At 66.6% G+C, this 20,001-nt stretch carries 21 protein-coding genes and 1 riboswitch; of the genes, 15 read left to right on the top strand and 6 right to left on the bottom strand.

Annotated features, from left to right (window positions below; translation table 11 throughout):
* Positions 1-3 precede the first annotated feature (3 nt).
* Positions 4-504 (top strand): FixH family protein, encoded by a 501-nt coding sequence (locus C8261_RS04220; RefSeq protein WP_235864833.1) that lies wholly within the window; start codon positions 4-6, stop codon positions 502-504.
* Between the two features lie 27 nt (positions 505-531).
* Positions 532-675 (top strand): DUF3149 domain-containing protein, encoded by a 144-nt coding sequence (locus tag C8261_RS04225; RefSeq protein WP_107492435.1) that lies wholly within the window; start codon positions 532-534, stop codon positions 673-675.
* A 95-nt stretch (positions 676-770) separates the two neighbouring features.
* Here the strand turns inward: C8261_RS04225 and C8261_RS04230 are convergent, their stop codons facing one another.
* Entirely contained in the window at positions 771-1,214 is a 444-nt protein-coding gene (locus C8261_RS04230) for a universal stress protein (RefSeq protein WP_107492436.1), read from the bottom strand.
* A gap of 181 nt (positions 1,215-1,395) precedes the next feature.
* On the opposite strand from C8261_RS04230, the gene C8261_RS04235 reads away from it, so the two are divergent.
* On the top strand, positions 1,396-2,805 hold the full coding sequence (locus C8261_RS04235) for an MBL fold metallo-hydrolase RNA specificity domain-containing protein (protein WP_107492437.1): 1,410 nt from the start codon (positions 1,396-1,398) through the stop codon (positions 2,803-2,805).
* Between the two features lie 167 nt (positions 2,806-2,972).
* Positions 2,973-4,610: a PHA/PHB synthase family protein gene (locus C8261_RS04240; RefSeq protein ID WP_408003207.1), complete on the top strand. Its 1,638-nt coding sequence runs from the start codon at positions 2,973-2,975 to the stop codon at positions 4,608-4,610.
* 99 nt (positions 4,611-4,709) lie between these two features.
* Here the strand turns inward: C8261_RS04240 and C8261_RS04245 are convergent, their stop codons facing one another.
* Positions 4,710-5,396, bottom strand: coding sequence for a Crp/Fnr family transcriptional regulator (locus tag C8261_RS04245; RefSeq protein WP_107492438.1), 687 nt, complete (start codon positions 5,394-5,396; stop codon positions 4,710-4,712).
* Positions 5,397-5,463: 67 nt separating this feature from the next.
* On the opposite strand from C8261_RS04245, the gene C8261_RS04250 reads away from it, so the two are divergent.
* Genes C8261_RS04250 through C8261_RS04260 form a run of 3 tightly spaced genes read left to right on the top strand, consistent with a single transcriptional unit; the run spans position 5,464 to position 7,634 of the window.
* Positions 5,464-6,690, top strand: a complete 1,227-nt coding sequence (locus C8261_RS04250; RefSeq protein ID WP_107492439.1) for an NnrS family protein — start codon at positions 5,464-5,466, stop codon at positions 6,688-6,690.
* On the top strand, positions 6,690-7,082 hold the full coding sequence (locus C8261_RS04255; RefSeq protein WP_107492440.1) for a SirB2 family protein: 393 nt from the start codon (positions 6,690-6,692) through the stop codon (positions 7,080-7,082). The genes C8261_RS04250 and C8261_RS04255 overlap by 1 nt, the downstream gene beginning before the upstream one ends.
* Before the next feature lie 9 nt (positions 7,083-7,091).
* Complete coding sequence (locus C8261_RS04260) at positions 7,092-7,634, top strand: hemerythrin domain-containing protein (RefSeq protein ID WP_107492441.1); 543 nt, start codon at positions 7,092-7,094, stop codon at positions 7,632-7,634.
* Here C8261_RS04260 and fnr read toward each other — a convergent pair.
* Positions 7,616-8,356: a fumarate/nitrate reduction transcriptional regulator Fnr gene (gene fnr / locus C8261_RS04265; RefSeq protein ID WP_107492442.1), complete on the bottom strand. Its 741-nt coding sequence runs from the start codon at positions 8,354-8,356 to the stop codon at positions 7,616-7,618. The genes C8261_RS04260 and fnr overlap by 19 nt on opposite strands.
* Before the next feature lie 115 nt (positions 8,357-8,471).
* On the opposite strand from fnr, the gene hemN reads away from it, so the two are divergent.
* From hemN to C8261_RS04280, 3 genes are all read left to right on the top strand, one after another.
* The gene (gene hemN, locus C8261_RS04270; protein ID WP_107492443.1) at positions 8,472-9,863 is read left to right on the top strand and encodes an oxygen-independent coproporphyrinogen III oxidase; all 1,392 of its coding nucleotides are present in this window, start codon (positions 8,472-8,474) and stop codon (positions 9,861-9,863) included.
* 63 nt (positions 9,864-9,926) lie between these two features.
* Entirely contained in the window at positions 9,927-10,628 is a 702-nt protein-coding gene (locus tag C8261_RS04275) for a sulfite exporter TauE/SafE family protein (RefSeq protein WP_107492444.1), read from the top strand.
* Between the two features lie 97 nt (positions 10,629-10,725).
* Positions 10,726-10,935, top strand: coding sequence for a heavy-metal-associated domain-containing protein (locus C8261_RS04280; RefSeq protein WP_107492663.1), 210 nt, complete (start codon positions 10,726-10,728; stop codon positions 10,933-10,935).
* 5 nt (positions 10,936-10,940) lie between these two features.
* Here C8261_RS04280 and C8261_RS17715 read toward each other — a convergent pair whose 3' ends face one another.
* Positions 10,941-11,702, bottom strand: coding sequence for an energy transducer TonB (locus tag C8261_RS17715; protein WP_107492445.1), 762 nt, complete (start codon positions 11,700-11,702; stop codon positions 10,941-10,943).
* Between the two features lie 102 nt (positions 11,703-11,804).
* A riboswitch (cobalamin riboswitch) is annotated at positions 11,805-11,954 on the bottom strand.
* Between the two features lie 60 nt (positions 11,955-12,014).
* On the opposite strand from C8261_RS17715, the gene ppa reads away from it, so the two are divergent.
* From ppa to C8261_RS04300, 3 genes are all read left to right on the top strand, one after another.
* On the top strand, positions 12,015-12,542 hold the full coding sequence (gene ppa, locus C8261_RS04290) for an inorganic diphosphatase (RefSeq protein ID WP_107492446.1): 528 nt from the start codon (positions 12,015-12,017) through the stop codon (positions 12,540-12,542).
* Between the two features lie 206 nt (positions 12,543-12,748).
* On the top strand, positions 12,749-14,365 hold the full coding sequence (locus tag C8261_RS04295) for an NAD+ synthase (RefSeq protein ID WP_181358843.1): 1,617 nt from the start codon (positions 12,749-12,751) through the stop codon (positions 14,363-14,365).
* A 57-nt stretch (positions 14,366-14,422) separates the two neighbouring features.
* Positions 14,423-14,761 (top strand): P-II family nitrogen regulator, encoded by a 339-nt coding sequence (locus tag C8261_RS04300; RefSeq protein WP_107492447.1) that lies wholly within the window; start codon positions 14,423-14,425, stop codon positions 14,759-14,761.
* Between the two features lie 180 nt (positions 14,762-14,941).
* Here the strand turns inward: C8261_RS04300 and C8261_RS04305 are convergent, their stop codons facing one another.
* Together C8261_RS04305 and trxB are read right to left on the bottom strand one after the other, a co-directional pair.
* Entirely contained in the window at positions 14,942-15,703 is a 762-nt protein-coding gene (locus tag C8261_RS04305; protein WP_235864834.1) for a Smr/MutS family protein, read from the bottom strand.
* Between the two features lie 4 nt (positions 15,704-15,707).
* A complete protein-coding gene (gene trxB, locus C8261_RS04310) occupies positions 15,708-16,667 on the bottom strand; it encodes a thioredoxin-disulfide reductase (RefSeq protein ID WP_107492448.1) in 960 nt (319 codons plus the stop codon).
* A gap of 248 nt (positions 16,668-16,915) precedes the next feature.
* Here trxB and C8261_RS04315 point away from each other — a divergent pair, with 248 nt between their 5' ends.
* Both C8261_RS04315 and C8261_RS17800 read left to right on the top strand, forming a co-directional pair.
* Positions 16,916-17,587: a Crp/Fnr family transcriptional regulator gene (locus C8261_RS04315; RefSeq protein ID WP_107492449.1), complete on the top strand. Its 672-nt coding sequence runs from the start codon at positions 16,916-16,918 to the stop codon at positions 17,585-17,587.
* Positions 17,588-17,701: 114 nt separating this feature from the next.
* A complete protein-coding gene (locus tag C8261_RS17800) occupies positions 17,702-19,993 on the top strand; it encodes a DNA translocase FtsK (RefSeq protein WP_107492450.1) in 2,292 nt (763 codons plus the stop codon).
* Positions 19,994-20,001: the final 8 nt, after the last annotated feature.

A 20,001-nucleotide genomic window follows, 5' to 3' on the forward strand; every position in this document is an offset into this window, starting at 1 on the left:
ACGATGACCGAACAGACCCCCGAGCCCTGGTACAAGCAGTTCTGGCCGTGGTTCATCCTCGCCATTCCCGCCACCTCCGTGGTGGTGGGGATTGCCTTCCTGACCACCTCCATCAAGGTGTGGGATGGCCTGGTGGTGGATGACTACTACAAGGAAGGGCGGGCCATCGTGCAGACCATCGACCGCCTCGCACTGGCGAAGTCGCTTGGCCTGAGTGCCGGTCTGGCCATTGACGAGGGGAGCGTGCGGCTGGACATCACCGCTACCGATGCCGCCAGCGTGCCCGACGTCGTGCGTCTTACCATCGCCCATCCCACCCGTGGCGGGATGGACCAGGAACTGGTGCTGCGCCGTCACGGAGGCGTGTTCACCGGCTTGATCGACCCCCTGAGCAAGGGTCGTTGGTTGTTTCAGATAGAAGACGAGTCCCGAAGCTGGCGCTTGAACGGGGCCGCATTTCTCCCGACAGAGACGGAAATCAGGATTGATCCATCAGGTTCCTAACCCGTCGACTGTAAAAGGAGTTGTCTCATGGCCTGGAATGAATTGCTGACCACTGATATCGGTCTGCTGAGCCTGTTCACCATCGTGTTCATCCTCGTGATGGGTGCCTACATCTACCGTTATGCGGTGCGCAAGATGGATGAGGACGGCAAGAACGCCCAAGGCAAGTGAGGAAACATCTGCACGCGCTGGCGCAGGCGTGCAGCGTACAAGACACAACGGCCCGCCAATGGCGGGCCGTTGTGCTTTTTGCGGTGCTGCGGGGGTCAGCGGTACACCAGCACCGGCGTCGTGCTGTGGGTGAGCACCTTCTGCGTCTCGCTGCCGAGCAGAAGCCCGGCAATGCCGCGGCGGCCATGCGAAGCCATGAAGATGAGGTCGCAGCCGTGGCGGTCGGCCGCTTCGATGATGGCCTGGTAGGGGACCTCGTTGACCAGGGTGTCGGTGTCGGCGCTCACCCCTGCAGCGTCGGCGGTGGCCTTGGCGCGGTCGAGGATGCGTGTGGCCTCCTCGGCAGCTGAGCGCGCGAACTGTTCCGGTGTGGTGGGGTCGATGAGGGCGCCCTCGCCGTAGATCGGCAGCGGAAAGTCCGGTTGCGCATAGAAGAAGGTAATGCGCGCTCCAGCTTCGCGGGCAAATGACACTGCGCGCGCAACGGTGCTTTCGGAAAGCTGAGAGCCGTCGGTGGGGACGAGGAGGTGTTTGAACATGACGGTGTATCCTTTTCCTGGGTTGGCGTGGAGTGCGCGGCGTTAAGATTATAGCCAGCGCGGCGAGAGCGGCGTATCCGTTGACTGCGATCAAATCGGCCGCGGGGTGGTCCATGCAAGCTGAGACATGTCAGATTCGTGCCCGCGCGATTGAAGGCGGCACGAGGTACAGGAGCCCATCATGAACATCACCTTCCATGGTGCCGCAGGCGAAGTGACCGGTTCGTGCATGCGCGTGCAGCATGACGAAGGCGTTTTCCTGGTCGATTGCGGCATGTTCCAGGGTGGGCGCAGTGCGGCGGCGAAGAATCTTCATGCCCTTGACTTCAATCTGCGCGAAATCGATTTCGTGCTTGTCACCCACGCTCACCTCGATCACTCCGGCCTCATCCCGCGACTGGTCACCCTGGGCTACCGCGGCCCCATCGTCGCCACTGCGGCAACGGTGGATCTGCTCGAGGTGCTGCTGCTCGACTCCGCCTATATCCAGGAGAAGGAGGCCGAGTGGAACAACCGCCGTCAGCGCTCGCGCCGTGGCGCCGGGGGGCGGGAGGTGGCGCCGCTGTATACCGTCGCGCAGGCCGAGAACAGCCTCAAGCGCCTGCAGGCGCAGGCCTATGGCGTGCAGTTTTCTCCCGGGCGCGGGGTGCGCTGCACCTTTCACGACGCCGGACACATCCTCGGCTCGGCGATCATCGAGTTGCTGGTGGGTAGCGGTGCCGGCGCGCGCCGCCTGGTGTGTTCGGGCGATCTCGGCCAGCCCATGCGCCCTGTGGTGCGCGACCCGACGCCCATCGCCCACGCCGATCACCTGGTCATCGAATCGACCTATGGCGACCGTGCCCACCGGCCGCTGGCGGAGACCGAGGACGAACTGGTGAGGGTGCTCCGCCACACCCTGAAGGAGAAGGGCGGCAACGTCATCATTCCGGCCTTTGCGGTGGGGCGTACCCAGGAGGTGATCTTCGTGCTTGCCAACCTCGTTCGCCAGGGACGCGTCGATGGCCTGGAGATCGTCGTCGACTCGCCGATGGCCGCCGCAGCCACCGGGCTCACCCTCAAGCACGATGCGTTGTGGGATGCCGATACCGCCGAACTGCTGGCGTGGATGCGTGCCCATCCCGGGCGCGCGCGGGTGAGCTTCGTGCGCGACGTGGAGGAATCGATCGCCCTCAACGAGCGCAATTCCGGCCTGGTGATCATTTCCGCCAGCGGCATGTGCGATGCCGGCCGGGTCAAGTACCACCTGCGCAACCACCTGCCGCGGCCGCAGAGCTCGGTGGTCATCGCCGGCTTCCAGGCCGCCGGTTCGCTGGGACGCCGCCTCGTCGAGGGCGCGCGCATGGTCACCCTGTTCGGCGAGCGCGTCGCCGTGCGCGCCGACATCCACACCATCGGTGGGCTCTCCGCGCATGCCGACCAGCCCGCGCTGCTGGGCTGGCTGCGCAACTTCCGCCAGCCGCCACGCAACACCTTTGTGGTACACGGTGAGGCGGGCGCATCGGCCGCCTTCGCCGCCGCCATCGAGCGCGAGTTGGGCTGGGGTGGCGTGGTGCTGCCGGAGGGTGGCCAGGCCTATGCACTGGACTGACGTCGACAGTCCGCAAGGATGCCCCTAACATGGACCGTGTGCCGCCGCGCACACGCACAAGGAGCCAGATCATGAGCAGCAAGGAAGCCCTGACGCCGCCGCAGATGATGCGACACTCCGCGCAGTTGATGCGCAGCACGCTGGAGAACGTTGTCGATCCGCTGGGCATGGCGGCGCCCATCATGCATGCGCAACTGGCCTGGATGGCGCACCCCCAGGAACTCGCCGAGCGCATGGCGATGCTCTCCGGCGATCTCTGGCGCCTGCAGGCCCATACCTGGAAACGGGCGCTCGGCGTTGCCAGCGAGGATCCCATCCGGCCAAATGCCGACGATGCGCGCTTTGCCGATCCGGTATGGACCGAATCGCCGAGCTGGGACCTCACCAAGGAGTGGTACCTGGCCTTCACCCACCACATCCAGGACATGCTCTACGACACCCCGGGGCTCTCTGCCAAGGAGCGTCGCCGTGCCGCGTTCTGGTGGCGGAAGTGGCTCAATGCGGTGGCGCCGACGAACTTCTTCTGGACCAACCCGGTGGCGTTGCGCAAGGCCGCCGAGAGCCGCGGCGAGAGCCTGCGCAAGGGCCTGCACAACTTCCTCGCCGACCTCAAGGCGGGCAACGTGCAGATGACCCGTCCGGACGACTTCGTGGTTGGCGAGAATCTCGCCACCACGCCCGGTGCGGTGGTGTTCCGCAACCGCCTTCTCGAAGTGATCCACTACGCCCCCACCCAGCCGCGCGTGCATGCCGAACCGGTAGTGATCGTCACGCCGTGGATCAACAAGTTCTACATTCTCGACCTGGTGCCGAAGAAGAGCATGATCCGCTTCCTCCTCGACCAGGGGCTGGACGTCTTCATCACCAGCTGGAAGAACCCCGGTGCGGAGATGCGCGAGGTCGGCTTCGATGACTACCTGCGCGAGGGCGTGCACGCCATCGTCGACACTGCCTGCCGTTTCACCGGTGCACCGAAGGCTCACGCGGTGGGTTACTGCATCGGCGGTACCGCGCTGTCGATGTACATGGCCTGGGCGAACCGTCATTTCAAGGCCGATGAGGTGCCGGTGGCGGACTGGACGCTGTTCACCACCCTGGTGGACTTCAGCAAGCCGGGCGACATCGAGGTCTTCGTGGACGATTCGAGCATCCGCTACCTCACCGGCAAGATGGCCAGCAAGGGTTTCCTCGACGGCAAGGAGATGGCCGCCTCCTTCCGCCTGCTGCGCTCCAACAGCCTGATCTGGCACTACGTCGTGCACGGCTGGCTGTACGGCGAGGCACCGCCGCCGTTCGACGTGCTGTACTGGAACATGGACGCCACCCGCATGCCCTATCGCATGCACGCCTGGTATTTGCGCGAACTCTATCTGCACAACCGCCTGGTGCAGAAAGACGCCCTCGAGATTGCCGGCGAGCAGATCGACCTCGGCCGCATCGTGCAGCCGCTGTATGCGGTGTCCGCCGAGGACGACCATATCGCGCCGTGGACGCAGACCTACAAGGTCAACCACCACGTTTCCGGAGAGCGTCGCTATGTCCTCTCCAGTTCGGGGCACATCCTCGGCATCGTCAATCCGCCGGTCAATCCGCCCAAGCGTCGCTACTGGGTGGCCGACGCCCGCGGCGGGGAAAGTGCCGAAGCCTGGCAGGCCCGCGCCGAGGAGCGCCCGGGCAGCTGGTGGGAAGACTGGATGGCCTGGCTCAAGCCGCGCTGCGGCGCGCTGGTCGAGGCCCGTCCGGCGGCCAGCAAGGCTTTCCCCCAGCTTGCGCCGGCGCCGGGTACCTACGTGCGCGAAAGCTGAACGGACCCGCCGCACTTGATGGCGGTCAAGGCCGCCGCACCCTCGACACCGCGACAATGCGCGCACGGCCGGTAATCGCCGGCTGTGCGCGGCCTCGCTTCAAGCCTGGTGCCTGGCCAGGCGGGCGGGGTCGTGGAGGGTGATGTGCTTGCCGCGGACGCTGATCAGGCCCGCTTCGGCGAGGTCGTGAAAGATGCGCGACAGGGTTTCGGGGGTCAGGTTGAGGCGCGAGGCGATCACCTGCTTGCTGGTGGCGAGGTCGAACTCGCGCGCCTGGCCTTCGTCGGTTTCGGCCTGCTGGAGCAGATAGCCGATCACGCGCTGGGTGCTCGAACGCAGCGAGTAGGTTTCGACGTCGCGCACCATGCCGTGCAGGCGGATCGACAGGCCGGCGAGCAGACGGCGGGCGAAGGCTGAGTCCTGGTCGATGAGTTCGGACACCACGTTCTGCCCGACATGGAGCAGGCGGCTGTCGGCAAGCGCTTCGGCAAATACCGGATAGGGGCGGTTCATGAACATCACCGCTTCGCCGAAGCTCTGCCGCGGGCCGATGACCTCGACGATCTTCTCGTTGCCCTGCGCCGACGAGAACGCCAGCTTCACCTGGCCGTCGATCACCGCGTAGAAGCCGTGCGGCATGTCGCCGCGCTGGAACAGCACTTCTCCACGGGCCAGTGCGCGTTCGCGCGTGAAGCGTGCAACGCGCTCCAGATCCTCCGGCAGCAGTTCGCCGAAAAGGGGGAGCTGGCGCAGCAGTGCGGGGATGTCCAGGGTCTGATCGGGCATTCGTGAGCCTCCTTCGGGGGGCATTCTACCTGCACCATGGTGGTGCGGGTTAAGCCGAGGTCTGACGATGGACGGAACGACTGCCGTGGCGCCGCAAGGGGTGCTTTTCCGCGCCCCGCACCGGGCGATGTTTCTCGCCGGCATGCTTGCCGTGCTGCTTTCCTTTGCGTTGTGGGCGTGGGTGCTGATCGCCCGCCTGGGGTGGTGGGCAATGCCACAGTGGGTGCTGCCGGTGAGCTGGGTCCATGCCCTGCTGAGTCTGGGTGCGGCATTCCCGTTCTTCATCTTCGGCTTCCTGCTCACCGCCATGCCGCGCTGGCAGGCGGTGGAGAGTCCGCCTCGGAAGGCCTGGCTGCCGGGCTGGCGCCTGCTCGTTGCGGGGTGGGCGCTGATGCTGCCGGGGCTGTGGCTGCCGGGGCTGGCCCTGCTGGCCCTGCTGGTCGTTCTCGCCGGCTGGTGCGTGCTCGCTGCGGCGCTGTGGCAGGTGGCCTTTCGCAGCCCCGCAGCGCCCCTGCATGCGCGCGCGGCGTGGTTCGGTGTGGGCGGCGGGGTGGTGGCCTTGCTGGCCTGGCTGGTGGTGCTTGGCGGCGGCGGCGCGGGGTGGGCGAGGGTGGCCATCGAGGCCGGGCTGTGGTGGTTTCTGCTGCCGGTGTTCGTCAGCGTCTGCCACCGCATGATTCCGTTCTTCTCCAGTTCCATCATCCCTGGCTATGCGCTGTGGCGTCCGGCCTGGGCGCTGCACCTGCTGCTTGCTGCAGCAGTCGTGCATGGCGCGCTGGCAATGGCCGCGCTGGGGCAGTGGAGCTGGCTGGTGGATGCCCCGGCTGCGCTGGTCGCCCTGATGCTGAGCGTGCGCTGGCGCCCCCTGGCGGCGCAGCGGGTACGCCTGCTCGGCATGCTGCACTTCGGTTTTGCCTGGCTGGGGGTGGCCTGGCTGTTGTATGCCGTGCAGAGTGCCCTGGCGCTGGCCGGCATTCACGTATTCGCGCACGCCCCCCTGCATGCGCTCGCCGTGGGCTTCTTTGCCTCCATCCTTCTCGCCATGGTGTCGCGCGTCACCCTCGGTCACTCCGGCAGGCCCTTGCTCGCTGATGGCCCGACCTGGGCACTGTTCCTTGTCCTGCAGGCTGTTGCCGTGCTGCGCGTCGGCGCCGATCTGCTGCCGTTCCTGCCCTGGGCGCCGGCAATGGCGGTGGCGGTGGCGGTAGGTGGCTGGCTGGCAGTGTTCGGCGTGTGGGCGCTGCGCTACCTGCCCATTTATCTGCGTCCGCGCAGTGATGGCGGGGAGGGTTGATGAACACCTATGTCGTGCTCAAGCACCTGCATGTTGCCTGTGTGGCGCTGAGCGCCGCCGGCTTTGTGCTGCGCGCGTACTGGATGCTCTCCGGCAGCGCCCTGCTGCGCAGCCGTGCGGCGCGCGTGCTGCCACACCTGGTGGACAGTGCGCTGCTGGCCAGCGCCATTGCGCTGGCGGTGCTGATGCGCCAGTATCCGTTCGAGGCACCGTGGGTGAGCGCGAAGGTGGCGGGTCTGCTGCTCTACATCGCCCTTGGCGCCCAGGCCCTGCGCGGGCACACGCTGCGCCGCCGGCTGGCGGCCCTGGCGGCGGCGTTGTTCACCTATGCGTGGATCGTGTCGGTGGCGCTGAGCAAGAACCCCGCAGGTTTCCTGTCCATGAACGGATAGCGAGTGACGATGAACGAGATCCTGATTCCCGTCTCCCCTGGTTTCGAGACTCCGCTGGAGATGGTCGAGGCCTGCCATGAGCGCCTGCACGGCCAGCTCGACACCCTTGCCCGGCTGGCGGCGTGGCTGCCCGAGCACGGTGCCGACCGTCAGGCGCAGCAGGCCGCCGTGGCGGTGATGCGCTACTTCGACCTTGCCGCAGTGAATCATCACCTCGACGAGGAGGAGGATCTCTTTCCGGCCCTTCTGGCGCGCGCCGAAGGTGGTGTGCGCGCACATCTGCAGACGCTGGTGGACTGGCTGCTGGCCGATCACCAGCGCATGTTCGCGGGCTGGGCGGCGATGCGCGCGGTGCTGCTGCCGATCAGCCGCGGGGAAGAGGCGGAGCTCGACGCCGCCGATGTGCAGGCCTTCGCGGAGCGCTATCAGCGCCACATCGAACGTGAGGAAGGGGAGCTGCTGCCGATGGCGCGCATTCTCCTCACCGAGGATGATCAGCGCGTGCTGGGTGAGCGCATGAGCGCGCGCAGGCGTCAGCCGCCGGCAGGCTGATGCTGCAGGAGACGCTTCAGGCCGGCGCCGTCGAGAATGCGGATGTGCTTCTGCTGGACGGCGATCAGGCCTTCGTCCTGAAAGCGTGAGAACGCCCGCGATACCGTCTCCAGCTTGAGGCCGAGGTAGGAGCCGATCTCCTCCCGGGTCATGCGCAGATGGAACTCGGCGGAGGAGAAGCCGCGCGCCGTGAAGCGCTGCGACATGTTGAGCAGGAAGGCGGCGAGGCGCTCTTCGGCACGCATCGAGCCGAGCAGCATCATCACCCCGTGGTCGCGCACGATCTCGCGGCTCATCACCTTGTGGAACTGGTGCTGCAGGCCTTCGACCTTGCGCGACAGCTCTTCCAGCTTGGCGTAGGGGATCACGCACACCTCGCTGTCTTCGAGGGCGATCGAATTGCAGGTGTGGAATTCGGTGCTGATGCCATCGAGACCGATGATCTCGCCGGTCATCTGGAAGCCGGTGACCTGTTCGCGCCCGTCCTCGAGCAGCACGTCGGTCTTGAAGGAGCCGGCGCGGATGGCGTAGATCGCCTCGAAGAGGTCGCCGGCGCGGTACAGGTGCTGCTGGCGCTTGATCTTGCGCCGCGTGCCGACCAGTTCGTCGAGACGGTCGATGTCGTTTTCCGACAACCCGAAGGGCAGGCACAGCTCCTGCAGGTTGCACTGCGAACAGGCTGTCTTGAGACCTGCACTGGAGATCGGCACTGTCGCCTTCATTTGCACGATAAACAGCTCCGCCTCGGAAAATGGACAACGGTGCGACGTTGATCCACGTCAACCACTACACTAGCGCTTTCTGCGATCTTACGGCACAGACTGCTGCAGCTCGACCATGAACACCCAGAAAGAACTCATCTTCGACACCCAGTTGATCCGTCGCTTCGACATCAACGGGCCCCGCTATACCTCCTACCCGACTGCCGACCGCTTCGTCGAGGCCTTCGACGCCCAGGCCCTGCGCGAATGGCTGGCCAAAAGGGGGGTCGGCGGGCTGAGTCGGCCTTTGTCATTATACTTCCACATCCCGTTTTGTAACACGATCTGTTACTACTGCGCCTGCAACAAGATCATCACCAAGGATCACGGGCGTTCGGCGAAGTACCTCAAGTATCTTGCCAAGGAGATCGAGATGCAGGCCGCCTGTCTGGGCGGTACGCGCCAGGTCGCGCAGCTGCATCTGGGCGGCGGCACGCCGACCTTCCTGTCGCACGAGGAAATGCACCAGCTGATGGACTCGGTGCGCGAGCACTTCACCCTCATCCCGAACGGCGAGTACTCCATCGAGGTCGATCCGCGCAAGGTCGATTTCGATACCGTCGAGCTGCTCGCCAACCTCGGCTTCAACCGCATGAGCGTGGGGGTGCAGGACTTCGCCAGCGACGTGCAGGAAGCGGTCAATCGCGTGCAGAGCTACGAGGAGACCAAGCTCGTCGTCGATGCCGCACGCGTCACCGGTTTCAAGTCGGTGTCGATGGATCTCATCTACGGGTTGCCGCGGCAGAACGTGATCAGCTTCAACCGTACCCTGGAGCAGGTGCTGGAGATCTCTCCGGATCGCATCTCGCTGTACAGCTATGCCCATCTGCCGCAGCTCTTCAAGCCGCAGCGGCGGATCAACTCCGCCGACATGCCGACCGCGGACACCAAGCTGCAGATCCTCCAGCTCGCCATCCGCCGCCTTACCGAGGCAGGCTATGTGTATATCGGCATGGACCACTTTGCCAAGCCCGAGGACGAGCTCACCATCGCCCAGCGCCAGGGCCGTCTGCACCGCAACTTCCAGGGCTATTCCACCCATGCCGAATGCGATCTGCTGGCCTTCGGGGTGTCGGCGATCAGCAAGGTGGGGCCGACCTACGCGCAGAACGTCAAGACGCTCGACGAGTACTATGACATCCTCGATCAGGACGAACTGCCGGTGCTGCGCGGCATCGAGCTCACCGCCGACGACCTCCTGCGCCGTGCCATCATCCAGGCGCTGATGTGCCACTTCGAGCTCTCCATCGAGTCCATCCAGATTGCCCACCTGATCGACTTCAAGACCTACTTTGCCGAAGAGCTCGCCGATCTGCGCGAGATGGAAAAGGCCGGGCTGCTCAAGGTGGAGGACGACTGGATCTCCGTCGAGCCCGCCGGCCGCCTGCTGGTGCGCGGCATCGCGATGGTCTTTGACCGCTACCTGCGTGCCGACCGCGAACGTGCGCGTTACTCCAAGGTGATCTGAACGGCGTCGGTGGAGCGGGGGTAGAATGACAGCCCCCCCTGCACCCGCCTGCGCGTCGCGTCCATGCCTGAAACCGGTTACATCGCCGTCTTCCTCATCGGCCTGCTTGGCGGCACCCACTGCGTCGGCATGTGCGGCGGCATCGTTGGCGCCCTCACCGTCCAGGTGCCCGGACAGACGCGCCGCCAGTGGCCCATACACCTGGCCTACAACCTCGGGCGCATCACCACCTACACGGTGGCCGGAGCCCTGCTCGGGGCGCTCGGCACGGTGGGCATGCTCTACAACGAAATCATGCCGATCCAGCTCGGGCTGTACGTCCTCGCCAACCTCATGCTGATCGCGCTCGGGCTCTATCTCACCGGCTTCACCCAGTTGCTGGCCCCGGTGGAACGCCTCGGCCAGCATCTGTGGCGCCGGGTGCAGCCCTTCAGTCGCCGCTTCCTGCCGGCGCGCTCGGTGGCGCAGGGCTATCCGCTCGGCCTGCTGTGGGGCTTTCTGCCCTGCGGGCTGGTGTACAGCGTGCTGGCCACCGCGCTGGTGACCGGTTCGGCCACGCGTGGTGCCGGGCTGATGCTGGCCTTCGGTCTTGGCACGCTTCCCAACCTGCTACTTGCCGGCTTGTTGTTCAGGCGCTTCCGCGACATCACCCGCAGCACCAGGGTACGCTTTGCGGCCGGGCTGGTAGTGATGGGCTTCGGCATCTTCGGCCTCTTTCACGCGCCGTCTCTGGGTGGCGTGCTGTGGAGCGGTGTGGTCTGCTGAGGCTTGCGGCCTGCAGGTCCTTCCGGTAAAAAAATCCCTCAGCTCCGGCGCTGTTGCCGGAGTGTTCAAGCATGCCTGCGCACTGGAGAACCGCAAAATGAATGAAGTGACGATCAAGATCGAGGGCATGAGCTGCGGCGGCTGCGTGCGCAATGTCACCGGCGTGCTGCAGGCCCTCAAGGGCGTCAGTGCCGCCGAGGTGTCGCTGGAGGGCGCCTGCGCGCGGGTGATCTATGACCCCGCGCTGCTTGGCGTCGAGCAACTGCGCGAAGCGGTCGAGGCGGCAGGTTTTGACGCCCCCGTCTGAGGGCATCAACCGTTCTGCAGGCGGAATACCACCGGCACCCTGAGCCAGCTGTCGACGGCCACCTCGCCGTGGCGCGCGGGCTCGAAGCGCCAGCGCGCCACGGCTTGCAGGGCGGCCTGATCGAGGCGCGGATGGCGGCTGCTTTCCGCCACTTCGACATGCAGAGGAAGGCCGTCGCGACCGACGTGGACGCGCAGTATGACCTGGCCTTCCTCGCCGCGCCGCCGTGAGGCGGGCGGGTAAGAAGGCGGCGGATTGCGCAGGTAGGCAGCGTCGAAGCGTGCCGCCTGCGTCCCGCCAGCTGCCGGCGGCCTGTCCTCCGGCGCTGTCGCCGTCAGCGATTGCGCGCTGCTTGCCTGAACCCCTGGCGGTTCGTCCGGGGTGACCGGCGCGGGTTGGGGCGCCGGGGGGCTGCTGATCGCGGTGGCGGATTGCACGGGTGGCTCTGGCGGCGTCGCGGCATGCTGCTGACGGGGCGTGGGTGTGGCAGCGGGCTGGCGCGCGGTGTGGCGCACCGGGGGCGCCTTGGGTTCCGCAGGTGTGCTTGCCGTGTGTGCAGCAGGTGCCGGGGGTGCGGGTGGTGCCAGCAGGGCCACGCTGATGGCCGGCGCAGAGGCCGGACGGGGCTCGCCGGCAAGCGGCAGACCACCCAGCCAGGCCAGTCCGGCGGCATGCAGGCCGGCGACGAAAGCCAGCCATCCCCACTGCAGCGATGGTGGGGAGGCCGAAGCGGTGGCATGCACCGGAAAGGTCGGCGGAGCGTGCATCTGGACCCGTCTGTCGTCGAACACGGCGGCGGGCAGGCACGGGCACGAGGCTCGTGTCGCGCAGCCGGCCCGCAGCGCTACACGGCAAGAACCCGCCAGGGCGGGGTTGCCAAATCGAAGGCCGGTCTCCGGGCTCGGCACGGCAGTGCTCACGCACGCCGGCCACACCGTTGCGGGGGCAGCACAGGTCTCGCACCTGTTTCCCGATTCTCCGTCGCTGCACGCGGCGGCACCTTCAACGAATCCTGGCATTATAGTCGCGCCCACCTTTCCCGTATAATTCGCGCGACTATTTCCATGGGAGGGCATCAGATGGGTTTCGACCTCGTTAAGGCCGGCAAGGACGTGCCGAACGACATCAACGTCATCATCGAGATTCCGGCGCAGGCCGATCCGATCAAGTTCGAGGTGGACAAGGATAGCGGCGCCGTGTTCGTGGACCGTTTCATGGGCACCTCGATGCGTTACCCGATCAACTACGGCTACGTGCCGCACACCATCGCCGGCGATGGCGATCCGGTCGACGTGCTGGTGGTGACGCCGTTCCCGCTGCACCCGGGCGTGGTCATCCGCTGCCGTCCGGTTGGCGTGCTGAAGATGGAAGACGAGTCGGGCATGGATGCCAAGGTGGTCGCGGTGCCGGTTTCCAAGCTCACCCCGCTGTACGACAAGGTGCAGGGCATCGAGGATCTGCCGGAACTGCTGATGAAGCAGACCGTGCACTTCTTCGAGCACTACAAGGATCTCGAACCCGGCAAGTGGGTGAAGGTGATCGGCTGGGGTTCCATCGACGAGGCCCGCCAGGAGATCCTCGACGGCATCAGCAACGCCAATCGCTGAGCAGTGCTGCCGCAGATGCAAGGCCCGTCCTCAGGACGGGCTTTTTCTTTGCCTGCGCCGCGTGCTGCGTAATAATGTCGCGGCGCGCAAAACGGCTTTCCGGCCAGTGCCCTGCGCCCCTTGTTCACCGCTTGTCCACAGGCTTGCCCACGGCTCCTGTGGATGACTGCGCCGCAATGCGGCGGTCACCCGCTATCGTCCCCATCATGAGCACACCGCTTACCATTGCCGTTGCCCAACTCAACCCGGTGGTCGGCGACCTCGCCGGCAACGCCGAGCGCATCATCGCAGCGCTGGCGCGCGCACGCGCTGCCGGAGCGGCAATGATGATCACCCCTGAGCTGGCGCTGTCGGGCTATCCGCCCGAGGATCTGCTGCTGCGCCCCGACTTCTACCGTGCCTGCGCGCGCGAGGTAGGGCGCATTGCCGCCGCCACGCAGGGCATCACCCTGGTCCTCGGACACCCGCAGGAGCGCGCCGGGCAGCGCTTCAATGCCGCCACGGTGCTGCGCGACGGCGCGGAGCTGTGCGTCTATCACAAGCTGCGCCTGCCCAACTACGATGTCTTCGACGAGGAGCGCTACTTCGAGGCGGGGCGTGCGGCGGCGGTGTTCGAGTGTGGCGGGCGCCGTTTCGGCATCAACATCTGTGCCGATGTCTGGGAGCCCGCAGCGGCCGAGCTGGCGCGCGCTGCCGGCGCCGAGGTGCTGCTCGCGCTCAATGCCTCACCCTACCATGCCGGCAAGCTGGCTACCCGCCATCAGGTGATGCGTGAGCGGGCCGCCGAGACGGCGCTGCCGGTACTGTACTGCAACATGGTGGGGGGGCAGGACGAGCTGGTGTTTGACGGCGGCTCATTTGCCCTCGACGCCGACGGTGCGCTGGCCTATCAGGGGACGTGCTTCGGCGAGGCGCTCGACATTGTCGAGCTGACCGACGGGCGCTGGCGGGGGGCGCAGGAGGCTGCCGTGCCGACGGCGGAGGCAGAGATGTATGCCGCACTCAGGCTGGGGGTGGCAGACTACCTCGGCAAGAACCGTTTTCCAGGCGCCATCATTGGCCTTTCCGGCGGCATCGATTCGGCACTGACCCTGGCGATTGCCGTCGATGCCCTGGGGGCCGAGCGCGTGCGCGCGGTGATGATGCCGTCGCCGTACACCGCGCAGATGAGCCTCGACGATTCGCGCGAGATGGTGCGCCGCCTGGGGGTGCGCTACGACGAGATTCCCATCGCAGACGCGATGGAGACCTTTGCCGGCCTGCTTGCCGGGCAGTTTGCCGGTCTCCCCGCGGACACCACCGAAGAGAACCTGCAGAGCCGCATCCGCGGCATGATCCTGATGGCGCTGTCCAACAAGACCGGCGCCATCGTGCTCACCACCGGCAACAAGAGCGAGATGGCCACCGGCTACGCCACCCTCTACGGCGACATGGCCGGCGGTTTCGCGGTACTGAAGGACGTCTACAAGACTCTGGTGTTCCGCCTCGCGCGCTGGCGCAATACCCAGGGCGAGGTGATCCCGGAGAACATCATCACCCGCCCGCCGTCGGCCGAACTCAAGCCCGACCAGAAGGACCAGGACAGTCTGCCGCCCTACGAGGTGCTCGATGCCATCATCGAGGCCTACATGGAGCGCGACGAATCACCGCGTGCGATGATTGCCCGCGGCCTTCCCGCGGCCGAGGTACGCCGCACCGTGACGATGCTCAAGCGCAACGAGTACAAGCGCCGTCAGGCGCCGGTGGGGATCCGTCTGACCCGCCGTGCTTTCGGCAGGGATTGGCGATATCCGATAACATCGGGTTATCAGGACGAATACTGAAACGCGATGCCGCCGTCCCGCGCGGCATCAGGCAACGAACCCGAGGAGGCGTAGCAGATGAAGAAGATCGAAGCCGTGATCAAGCCGTTCAAGCTCGACGAGGTGCGCGAGGCGCTTTCCGAAGTCGGCATCACCGGCCTGACCGTCACCGAGGTCAAGGGCTTCGGCCGGCAGAAGGGCCATACCGAGCTCTACCGCGGCGCCGAGTATGTGGTGGACTTCCTGCCCAAGATCAAGGTCGAGATCGTCATTGGCGACGATCTGGTCGAGCAGGCCACCGAGGCCATCATCAAGGCCGCCCGCACCGGCAAGATCGGCGATGGCAAGATCTTCGTCATGCCGGTCGAGCAGGTGGTGCGCATCCGCACTGGCGAGACCAACGAAGCGGCGATCTAGCCAGCCCACGTTTCTCACACCATCCCTGCTGCGGGTGCCGATGCACTCGCCGTGGCACGCCGTACTCCCTCACGCCGCCTCGACGTAGTGTCAGCTACGCCTTCGGCGCCGCTCAGTCCGTGCGGCGCACCACGGCGGCGCCTCGACCCCCTCGCGACGTGAGGGGGTGAGAAGCGTGGGTTAGCCCTGCCGCTCGCGGCTGCCGGCCGGTGCCCGCAGCAGGACCAGCAGGGCGCCGGAGCCCCCGGCATGCGGCCCGGCCTGGCAGAAGGCGAGGATTTCCTCGCGCTGTGCCAGCCAGCCGCGCGAGAGCTGCTTCAGAATGGAAAAGCGGCCGGGTGAGCCGAGGCCCTTGCCGTGGATCACCCGTACGCAGCGCCGGCCGCGCTGCAGGCTGGTGTGCAGGAAGTGCGCCAGCGCTGTGCGCGCTTCCTCACGGTTGAGACCGTGCAGGTCAACCTCCCCCTGCAGCACCCAGCGCCCCCGGCGCAGGTCGGCAAGGACCCGGCGCGGCAGGCCGGGGCGCAGAAAGGCGGCCTCGTCGCCCATCTCCAGGCGATCCTCGAAACTCAGCGGTGCGTGCAGGGATTCCTGCAGCGTGGCGCTGTCATCGGCATGGCGCTTGAGTGGTGCCGGTGCGGGGGGCGGCGGGGCGAGCTCGACGCGGGTGTGGCGCGGGGCCAGCGGCTGCACGTCACTCATGACGTTCTGGAAGAGCGCCAGATCGGCCGCCTGCGGCACAGTGGTTGTGGCCGCCGGGGCGGACGCAGGAGCGGGTGTTGCGGCGGGTGGGGTGTGCGCCGCCTCCCAGACGCGCATGATGGGATTCTGCGGCGTCGGGCGCAGGGCGCGCCTGAGCCCGGCCAGTGCCGCCAGCGCGCTGTCGCCAGCGCCCGCCCCGTGCGGCCGCTGTGGCGGACGGTGGCGGGCGGGACGGCTCATGCCTTCAGTCGGCCTTGCCCAGTGCGTCGAGGTAGCGCTCGGCATCGAGCGCTGCCATGCAACCGGTGCCGGCCGAGGTCACCGCCTGGCGATAGATGTGATCCTGCACGTCGCCGGCGGCGAATACGCCGGGGATGCTGGTCTGCGTGGCATTGCCCTCGCGTCCGCCGTGGGTGACCAGATAGCCGCCTTCCATCTCCAGCTGGCCTTCGAACAGATCGGTGTTGGGCTTGTGGCCGATGGCGATGAACACGCCCTGCAGGGCGACGTCGCGCGTGCTGTCGCTCTTCAGGTCGCGGATGCGCATGCCGGTCACGCCGCTGTTGTCGCCCAGCACCTCGTCGAGCGCGCTGTCCAGCGCCAGTTCGATCTTGCCGGCAGCGACCTTCTCCATCAGCTTGTCGACCATGATCTTTTCGGCGCGGAAGCTGTCGCGACGGTGCACCAGGGTCACCTTCCTGGCGATGTTGGCCAGATACAGCGCCTCTTCCACCGCGGTGTTGCCGCCGCCGATTACCGCGACGTCCTGGTTCTTGTAGAAGAAGCCGTCGCAGGTGGCGCAGGCCGACACGCCGCGCCCGGAGAACTTCTCCTCGGAGGGCAGGCCGAGGTACTTGGCGGTGGCGCCGGTGGCGATGATCAGCGCGTCGCAGGTGTATTCGCCGGCATCGCCGAGCAGGCGGAAGGGGCGCTCCTGCAGCTTCGCGGTGTGGATGTGGTCGAAGATCATCTCGGTGTTGAAGCGCTCGGCATGCTTCTGGAAGCGCGCCATCAGGTCCGGGCCCATCACGCCGTCGGCATCAGCCGGCCAGTTGTCCACCTCGGTGGTGGTCATCAGCTGGCCGCCCTGGGCGAGGCCGGTGATCAGTACCGGATTGAGGTTGGCGCGCGCGGCATAGACGGCCGCGGTATAGCCGGCGGGGCCGGAGCCGAGGATGAGCAGGCGGGCGTGCTTGGTGGTCATGGCTGGCGGTGTCTCCGAGGGTTGGCGGTGAAGGAGGGGTCAGCGGGGGATTATAGCCGAGCGCTGATATGCCGCCCGCCCATGGCGGCGATAGCGCGGCGCAATCGGCCCGTGGCCGGGGCGGATTTGCGTGCGGCATGGCGGAGGCTTGAACGGCGGCAAGGATGTTCGACTATACTGCGCGGAAAATAAACTGATGTGTCAAGTCAGGAAATACTGATTCTCACCCAGGCTTTTGCGGAGACCTCATGAGCCAGCCTACCGCCGTATCCACCGTGGCGTTGAAGACCTTCGCGCTGTTCAACGGCTTGTCCGAGGAGACCCTCGCGGCCGTTGCGCAGTGCGCGATGATGCGCCGTTTCCCGCGCGGGCAGGCGGTGGTGATGGCGGGCGACCGCAGCGACTACGTCTATTTCATCCTCACCGGCAGTCTCAAGGTGGTGGTCAGCGACGAGGATGGCCGCGAGGTGATCCTCTCCATCCTCCGCCAGGGCGAATTGTTCGGCGAGATGGCGGTGTTCGGCGAGCAGCCGCGCTCGGCGTCGGTGGTGGCGGTCAGTGCGGCCGACCTGGTGATGCTGCCGAAGGCCGATTTCCGCCAGATCATGCGCGACAATTTCGAGATCGCCTGGCGCATCATGTGCAATCTCGCCGAGCGTTTGCGCAGTGCCGACCGCAAGATCGAGAGTCTCGCACTGATGGACGTCTATGGCCGGGTGGCCCGTCTGCTGCTGGAGATGGCCGAGGCGCACGAGGGCGGACGGATCGTGCGCCAGAAGGTGTCCAAGCAGGATATCGCCAAGATGATCGGCGCCTCGCGCGAGATGGTCAGCCGGGTGATGAAGGATCTCACCGCCCAGGGACTGATCGAGGAAACCGACCAGGGCGTGCTGCTGCGCGAGCGCCTCGGCGACATCTGAGCGCGCCGGCCGGTCGCCATTGTTACCGCCGGCAACGCTGCCGGACCGGGGGGCGGGCTTGGCATATAATGGCCCGCTGACGATTCCCCCGGCCTTCCGCCGCTTGCCGCCCTGATGCTGTCTCGTTCCGCCTCGCGCTCGCAACCCCTGCCAGAGAAGATTTCGCTGCTCCTCACCGAGGCGAAGTGGCTGCTGCTGGGTGTGATGTCGCTCTACATCGGCCTCATCCTGCTCGGCTACAACCGCAGCGACCCGGGCTGGTCACATGCCGCCGAGGTGGCGCGGGTGAGCAATCCGGGCGGGCGCTTCGGTGCCTGGCTGGCCGATCTGCTGCTCTACCTGTTCGGCGTTTCGGCGTGGTGGTGGGTGATCTTCCTGGGCTACGGGCTGGCCTGGGGCTTTCGCCGCCTGCGTCACGAATTCCAGGTCGACCGGCGTTCCTTCTTCATCGTCATGGCCGGCTTCGTGGTGGTGCTGCTGTCCAGCAGCGCGCTGGAGGCCCTGCGCTTTCATTCCCACGGCGGCAGCGTGCCACTCGGGCCCGGCGGCCTGATCGGCACCGAGCTGGGGCTGGCGGTGCAGCGTTACCTGGGCTTTACCGGCGGTACGCTGGTGCTGCTGGCGGCGCTTGCCGCCGGTTTGTCGCTGTTCTCCGGGGTGTCCTGGCTGGCGGTGGTGGAGCGCATCGGACTATGGCTGGAGCAGGCCTGGTTTGCCGCCCAGCGCGGCTACTACACCTGGCAGGATCGCCGCGCCGGGCGCGAGGTGGCGCAGAAGCGCGAGGCGGTGGTGGAGAAGCGCCGCCGCAAGAGCGAGGAGGCGCCGCCGCCACCGCTGCGCATCGAGCCCGCGGTGGCCGAGGTGCCGAAGTCCGAGCGCGTGCTCAAGGAGCGCCAGCAGTCCCTCTTCGAAGACCCGGTGGCCGGCGGCACGCCGCCGCTGTCGCTGCTCGACCAGCCCAGCGGCGACGGCGAGCCGCCGGCGGCCGAGGTGCTGGAATTCACCTCGCGGCTGATCGAGTCCAAGCTCGCCGAGTTCGGTGTCGAGGTCAAGGTGCTGGCCGCCTATCCGGGGCCGGTGATCACGCGCTACGAGATCCAGCCGGCGACCGGGGTGAAGGGCAGCCAGGTGGTGAATCTGGCCAAGGATCTGGCCCGCGCGCTGTCGCTGATCTCCATCCGCGTGGTCGAGACGGTGCCGGGCAAGTCCTGCATGGCGCTGGAGCTGCCCAACCCCAAGCGCCAGACCGTACGCCTGTCGGAGATCGTCGGCTCGAAGGCCTACCACGACATGCACTCGCCGCTCACCGTGGTGCTCGGCAAGGACATCGGCGGGCTGCCGGTAGTGGCCGACCTTGCCAAGATGCCTCACCTGCTGGTGGCCGGCACCACCGGTTCGGGCAAGTCGGTGGGCATCAACGCGATGATCCTGTCGCTGCTCTACAAGAGCGAGCCCGAGCGCGTGCGCCTGATCATGGTCGATCCGAAGATGCTCGAGCTCTCCATCTACGAGGGCATCCCGCACCTGCTCGCGCCGGTGGTCACCGACATGAAGCATGCCGCCAATGCGCTCAACTGGTGCGTGGTGGAGATGGACAAGCGCTACAAGCTGATGGCCGCGGTCGGCGTGCGCAACCTTGCCGGTTTCAACAAGGCGGTGGCCGAGGCGGCCAAGGCCGGTGCGCCGCTCACCAATCCGTTCTCGATCACCCCGGAAAGTCCCGAACCGCTGGAACATCTGCCGCACATCGTGGTGGTGGTCGATGAGCTTGCCGACCTGATGATGGTGGTCGGCAAGAAGGTCGAGGAGCTGATCGCCCGCTTGGCGCAGAAGGCGCGTGCGGCCGGCATCCACCTCATCCTCGCCACCCAGCGTCCGTCGGTGGATGTGATCACCGGCCTGATCAAGGCCAACGTGCCGACCCGCATCGCCTTCCAGGTTTCCAGCAAGATCGACTCGCGCACCATCCTCGACCAGATGGGCGCCGAAACCCTGCTGGGCATGGGCGACATGCTCTACCTGCCGCCGGGCACCGGCCTGCCGGTGCGTGTGCACGGCGCCTTCGTTGCCGACGAGGAGGTGCATAAGGTGGTCGAGCACCTCAAGAAGATGGGTCCGCCCGACTACGTCGAAGGCATCCTCTCTGCCCCCGAGGACGACATGGATGCGGCGCTGGGTGGTGGCGGTGGCGAAGGTGGCGACGAGGCCGATCCGCTCTACGACCAGGCCGTCGAGGTGGTCATCAAGACCCGCCGGCCATCGATCTCGCTGGTGCAGCGTCACCTGCGCATCGGTTACAACCGCGCCGCGCGCCTGATCGAGCAGATGGAGCGCGCCGGGCTGGTCAGTGCGATGGGCAGCAACGGCAATCGTGACGTGATCGTTCCGCCCAAGGAGGGCGACTGAAATGCGGC

Source organism: Pseudothauera lacus, assembly GCF_003034845.1.
Lineage (GTDB): Bacteria > Pseudomonadota > Gammaproteobacteria > Burkholderiales > Rhodocyclaceae > Pseudothauera > Pseudothauera lacus.

Bases quoted from the DNA above. Each gene is read 5' to 3' on its own strand.
- C8261_RS04300 (WP_107492447.1), top strand. From the start codon at position 14,423: ATGAAGAAGATCGAAGCCGTGATCAAGCCGTTCAAGCTCGACGAGGTG.
- C8261_RS17800 (WP_107492450.1), top strand. From the start codon at position 17,702: ATGCTGTCTCGTTCCGCCTCGCGCTCGCAACCCCTGCCAGAGAAGATT.
- C8261_RS04235 (WP_107492437.1), top strand. From the start codon at position 1,396: ATGAACATCACCTTCCATGGTGCCGCAGGCGAAGTGACCGGTTCGTGC.
- C8261_RS04220 (WP_235864833.1), top strand. From the start codon at position 4: ATGACCGAACAGACCCCCGAGCCCTGGTACAAGCAGTTCTGGCCGTGG.
- C8261_RS04255 (WP_107492440.1), top strand. From the start codon at position 6,690: ATGAACACCTATGTCGTGCTCAAGCACCTGCATGTTGCCTGTGTGGCG.
- hemN (WP_107492443.1), top strand. From the start codon at position 8,472: ATGAACACCCAGAAAGAACTCATCTTCGACACCCAGTTGATCCGTCGC.
- C8261_RS04245 (WP_107492438.1), bottom strand. From the start codon at position 5,396: ATGCCCGATCAGACCCTGGACATCCCCGCACTGCTGCGCCAGCTCCCC.
- fnr (WP_107492442.1), bottom strand. From the start codon at position 8,356: ATGAAGGCGACAGTGCCGATCTCCAGTGCAGGTCTCAAGACAGCCTGT.
- C8261_RS04240 (WP_408003207.1), top strand. From the start codon at position 2,973: ATGGCGGCGCCCATCATGCATGCGCAACTGGCCTGGATGGCGCACCCC.
- C8261_RS04295 (WP_181358843.1), top strand. From the start codon at position 12,749: ATGAGCACACCGCTTACCATTGCCGTTGCCCAACTCAACCCGGTGGTC.
- C8261_RS04225 (WP_107492435.1), top strand. From the start codon at position 532: ATGGCCTGGAATGAATTGCTGACCACTGATATCGGTCTGCTGAGCCTG.
- C8261_RS04305 (WP_235864834.1), bottom strand. From the start codon at position 15,703: ATGAGCCGTCCCGCCCGCCACCGTCCGCCACAGCGGCCGCACGGGGCG.
- C8261_RS04280 (WP_107492663.1), top strand. From the start codon at position 10,726: ATGAATGAAGTGACGATCAAGATCGAGGGCATGAGCTGCGGCGGCTGC.
- ppa (WP_107492446.1), top strand. From the start codon at position 12,015: ATGGGTTTCGACCTCGTTAAGGCCGGCAAGGACGTGCCGAACGACATC.
- C8261_RS04315 (WP_107492449.1), top strand. From the start codon at position 16,916: ATGAGCCAGCCTACCGCCGTATCCACCGTGGCGTTGAAGACCTTCGCG.
- C8261_RS04250 (WP_107492439.1), top strand. From the start codon at position 5,464: ATGGACGGAACGACTGCCGTGGCGCCGCAAGGGGTGCTTTTCCGCGCC.
- trxB (WP_107492448.1), bottom strand. From the start codon at position 16,667: ATGACCACCAAGCACGCCCGCCTGCTCATCCTCGGCTCCGGCCCCGCC.
- C8261_RS04230 (WP_107492436.1), bottom strand. From the start codon at position 1,214: ATGTTCAAACACCTCCTCGTCCCCACCGACGGCTCTCAGCTTTCCGAA.
- C8261_RS04260 (WP_107492441.1), top strand. From the start codon at position 7,092: ATGAACGAGATCCTGATTCCCGTCTCCCCTGGTTTCGAGACTCCGCTG.
- C8261_RS17715 (WP_107492445.1), bottom strand. From the start codon at position 11,702: ATGCACGCTCCGCCGACCTTTCCGGTGCATGCCACCGCTTCGGCCTCC.
- C8261_RS04275 (WP_107492444.1), top strand. From the start codon at position 9,927: ATGCCTGAAACCGGTTACATCGCCGTCTTCCTCATCGGCCTGCTTGGC.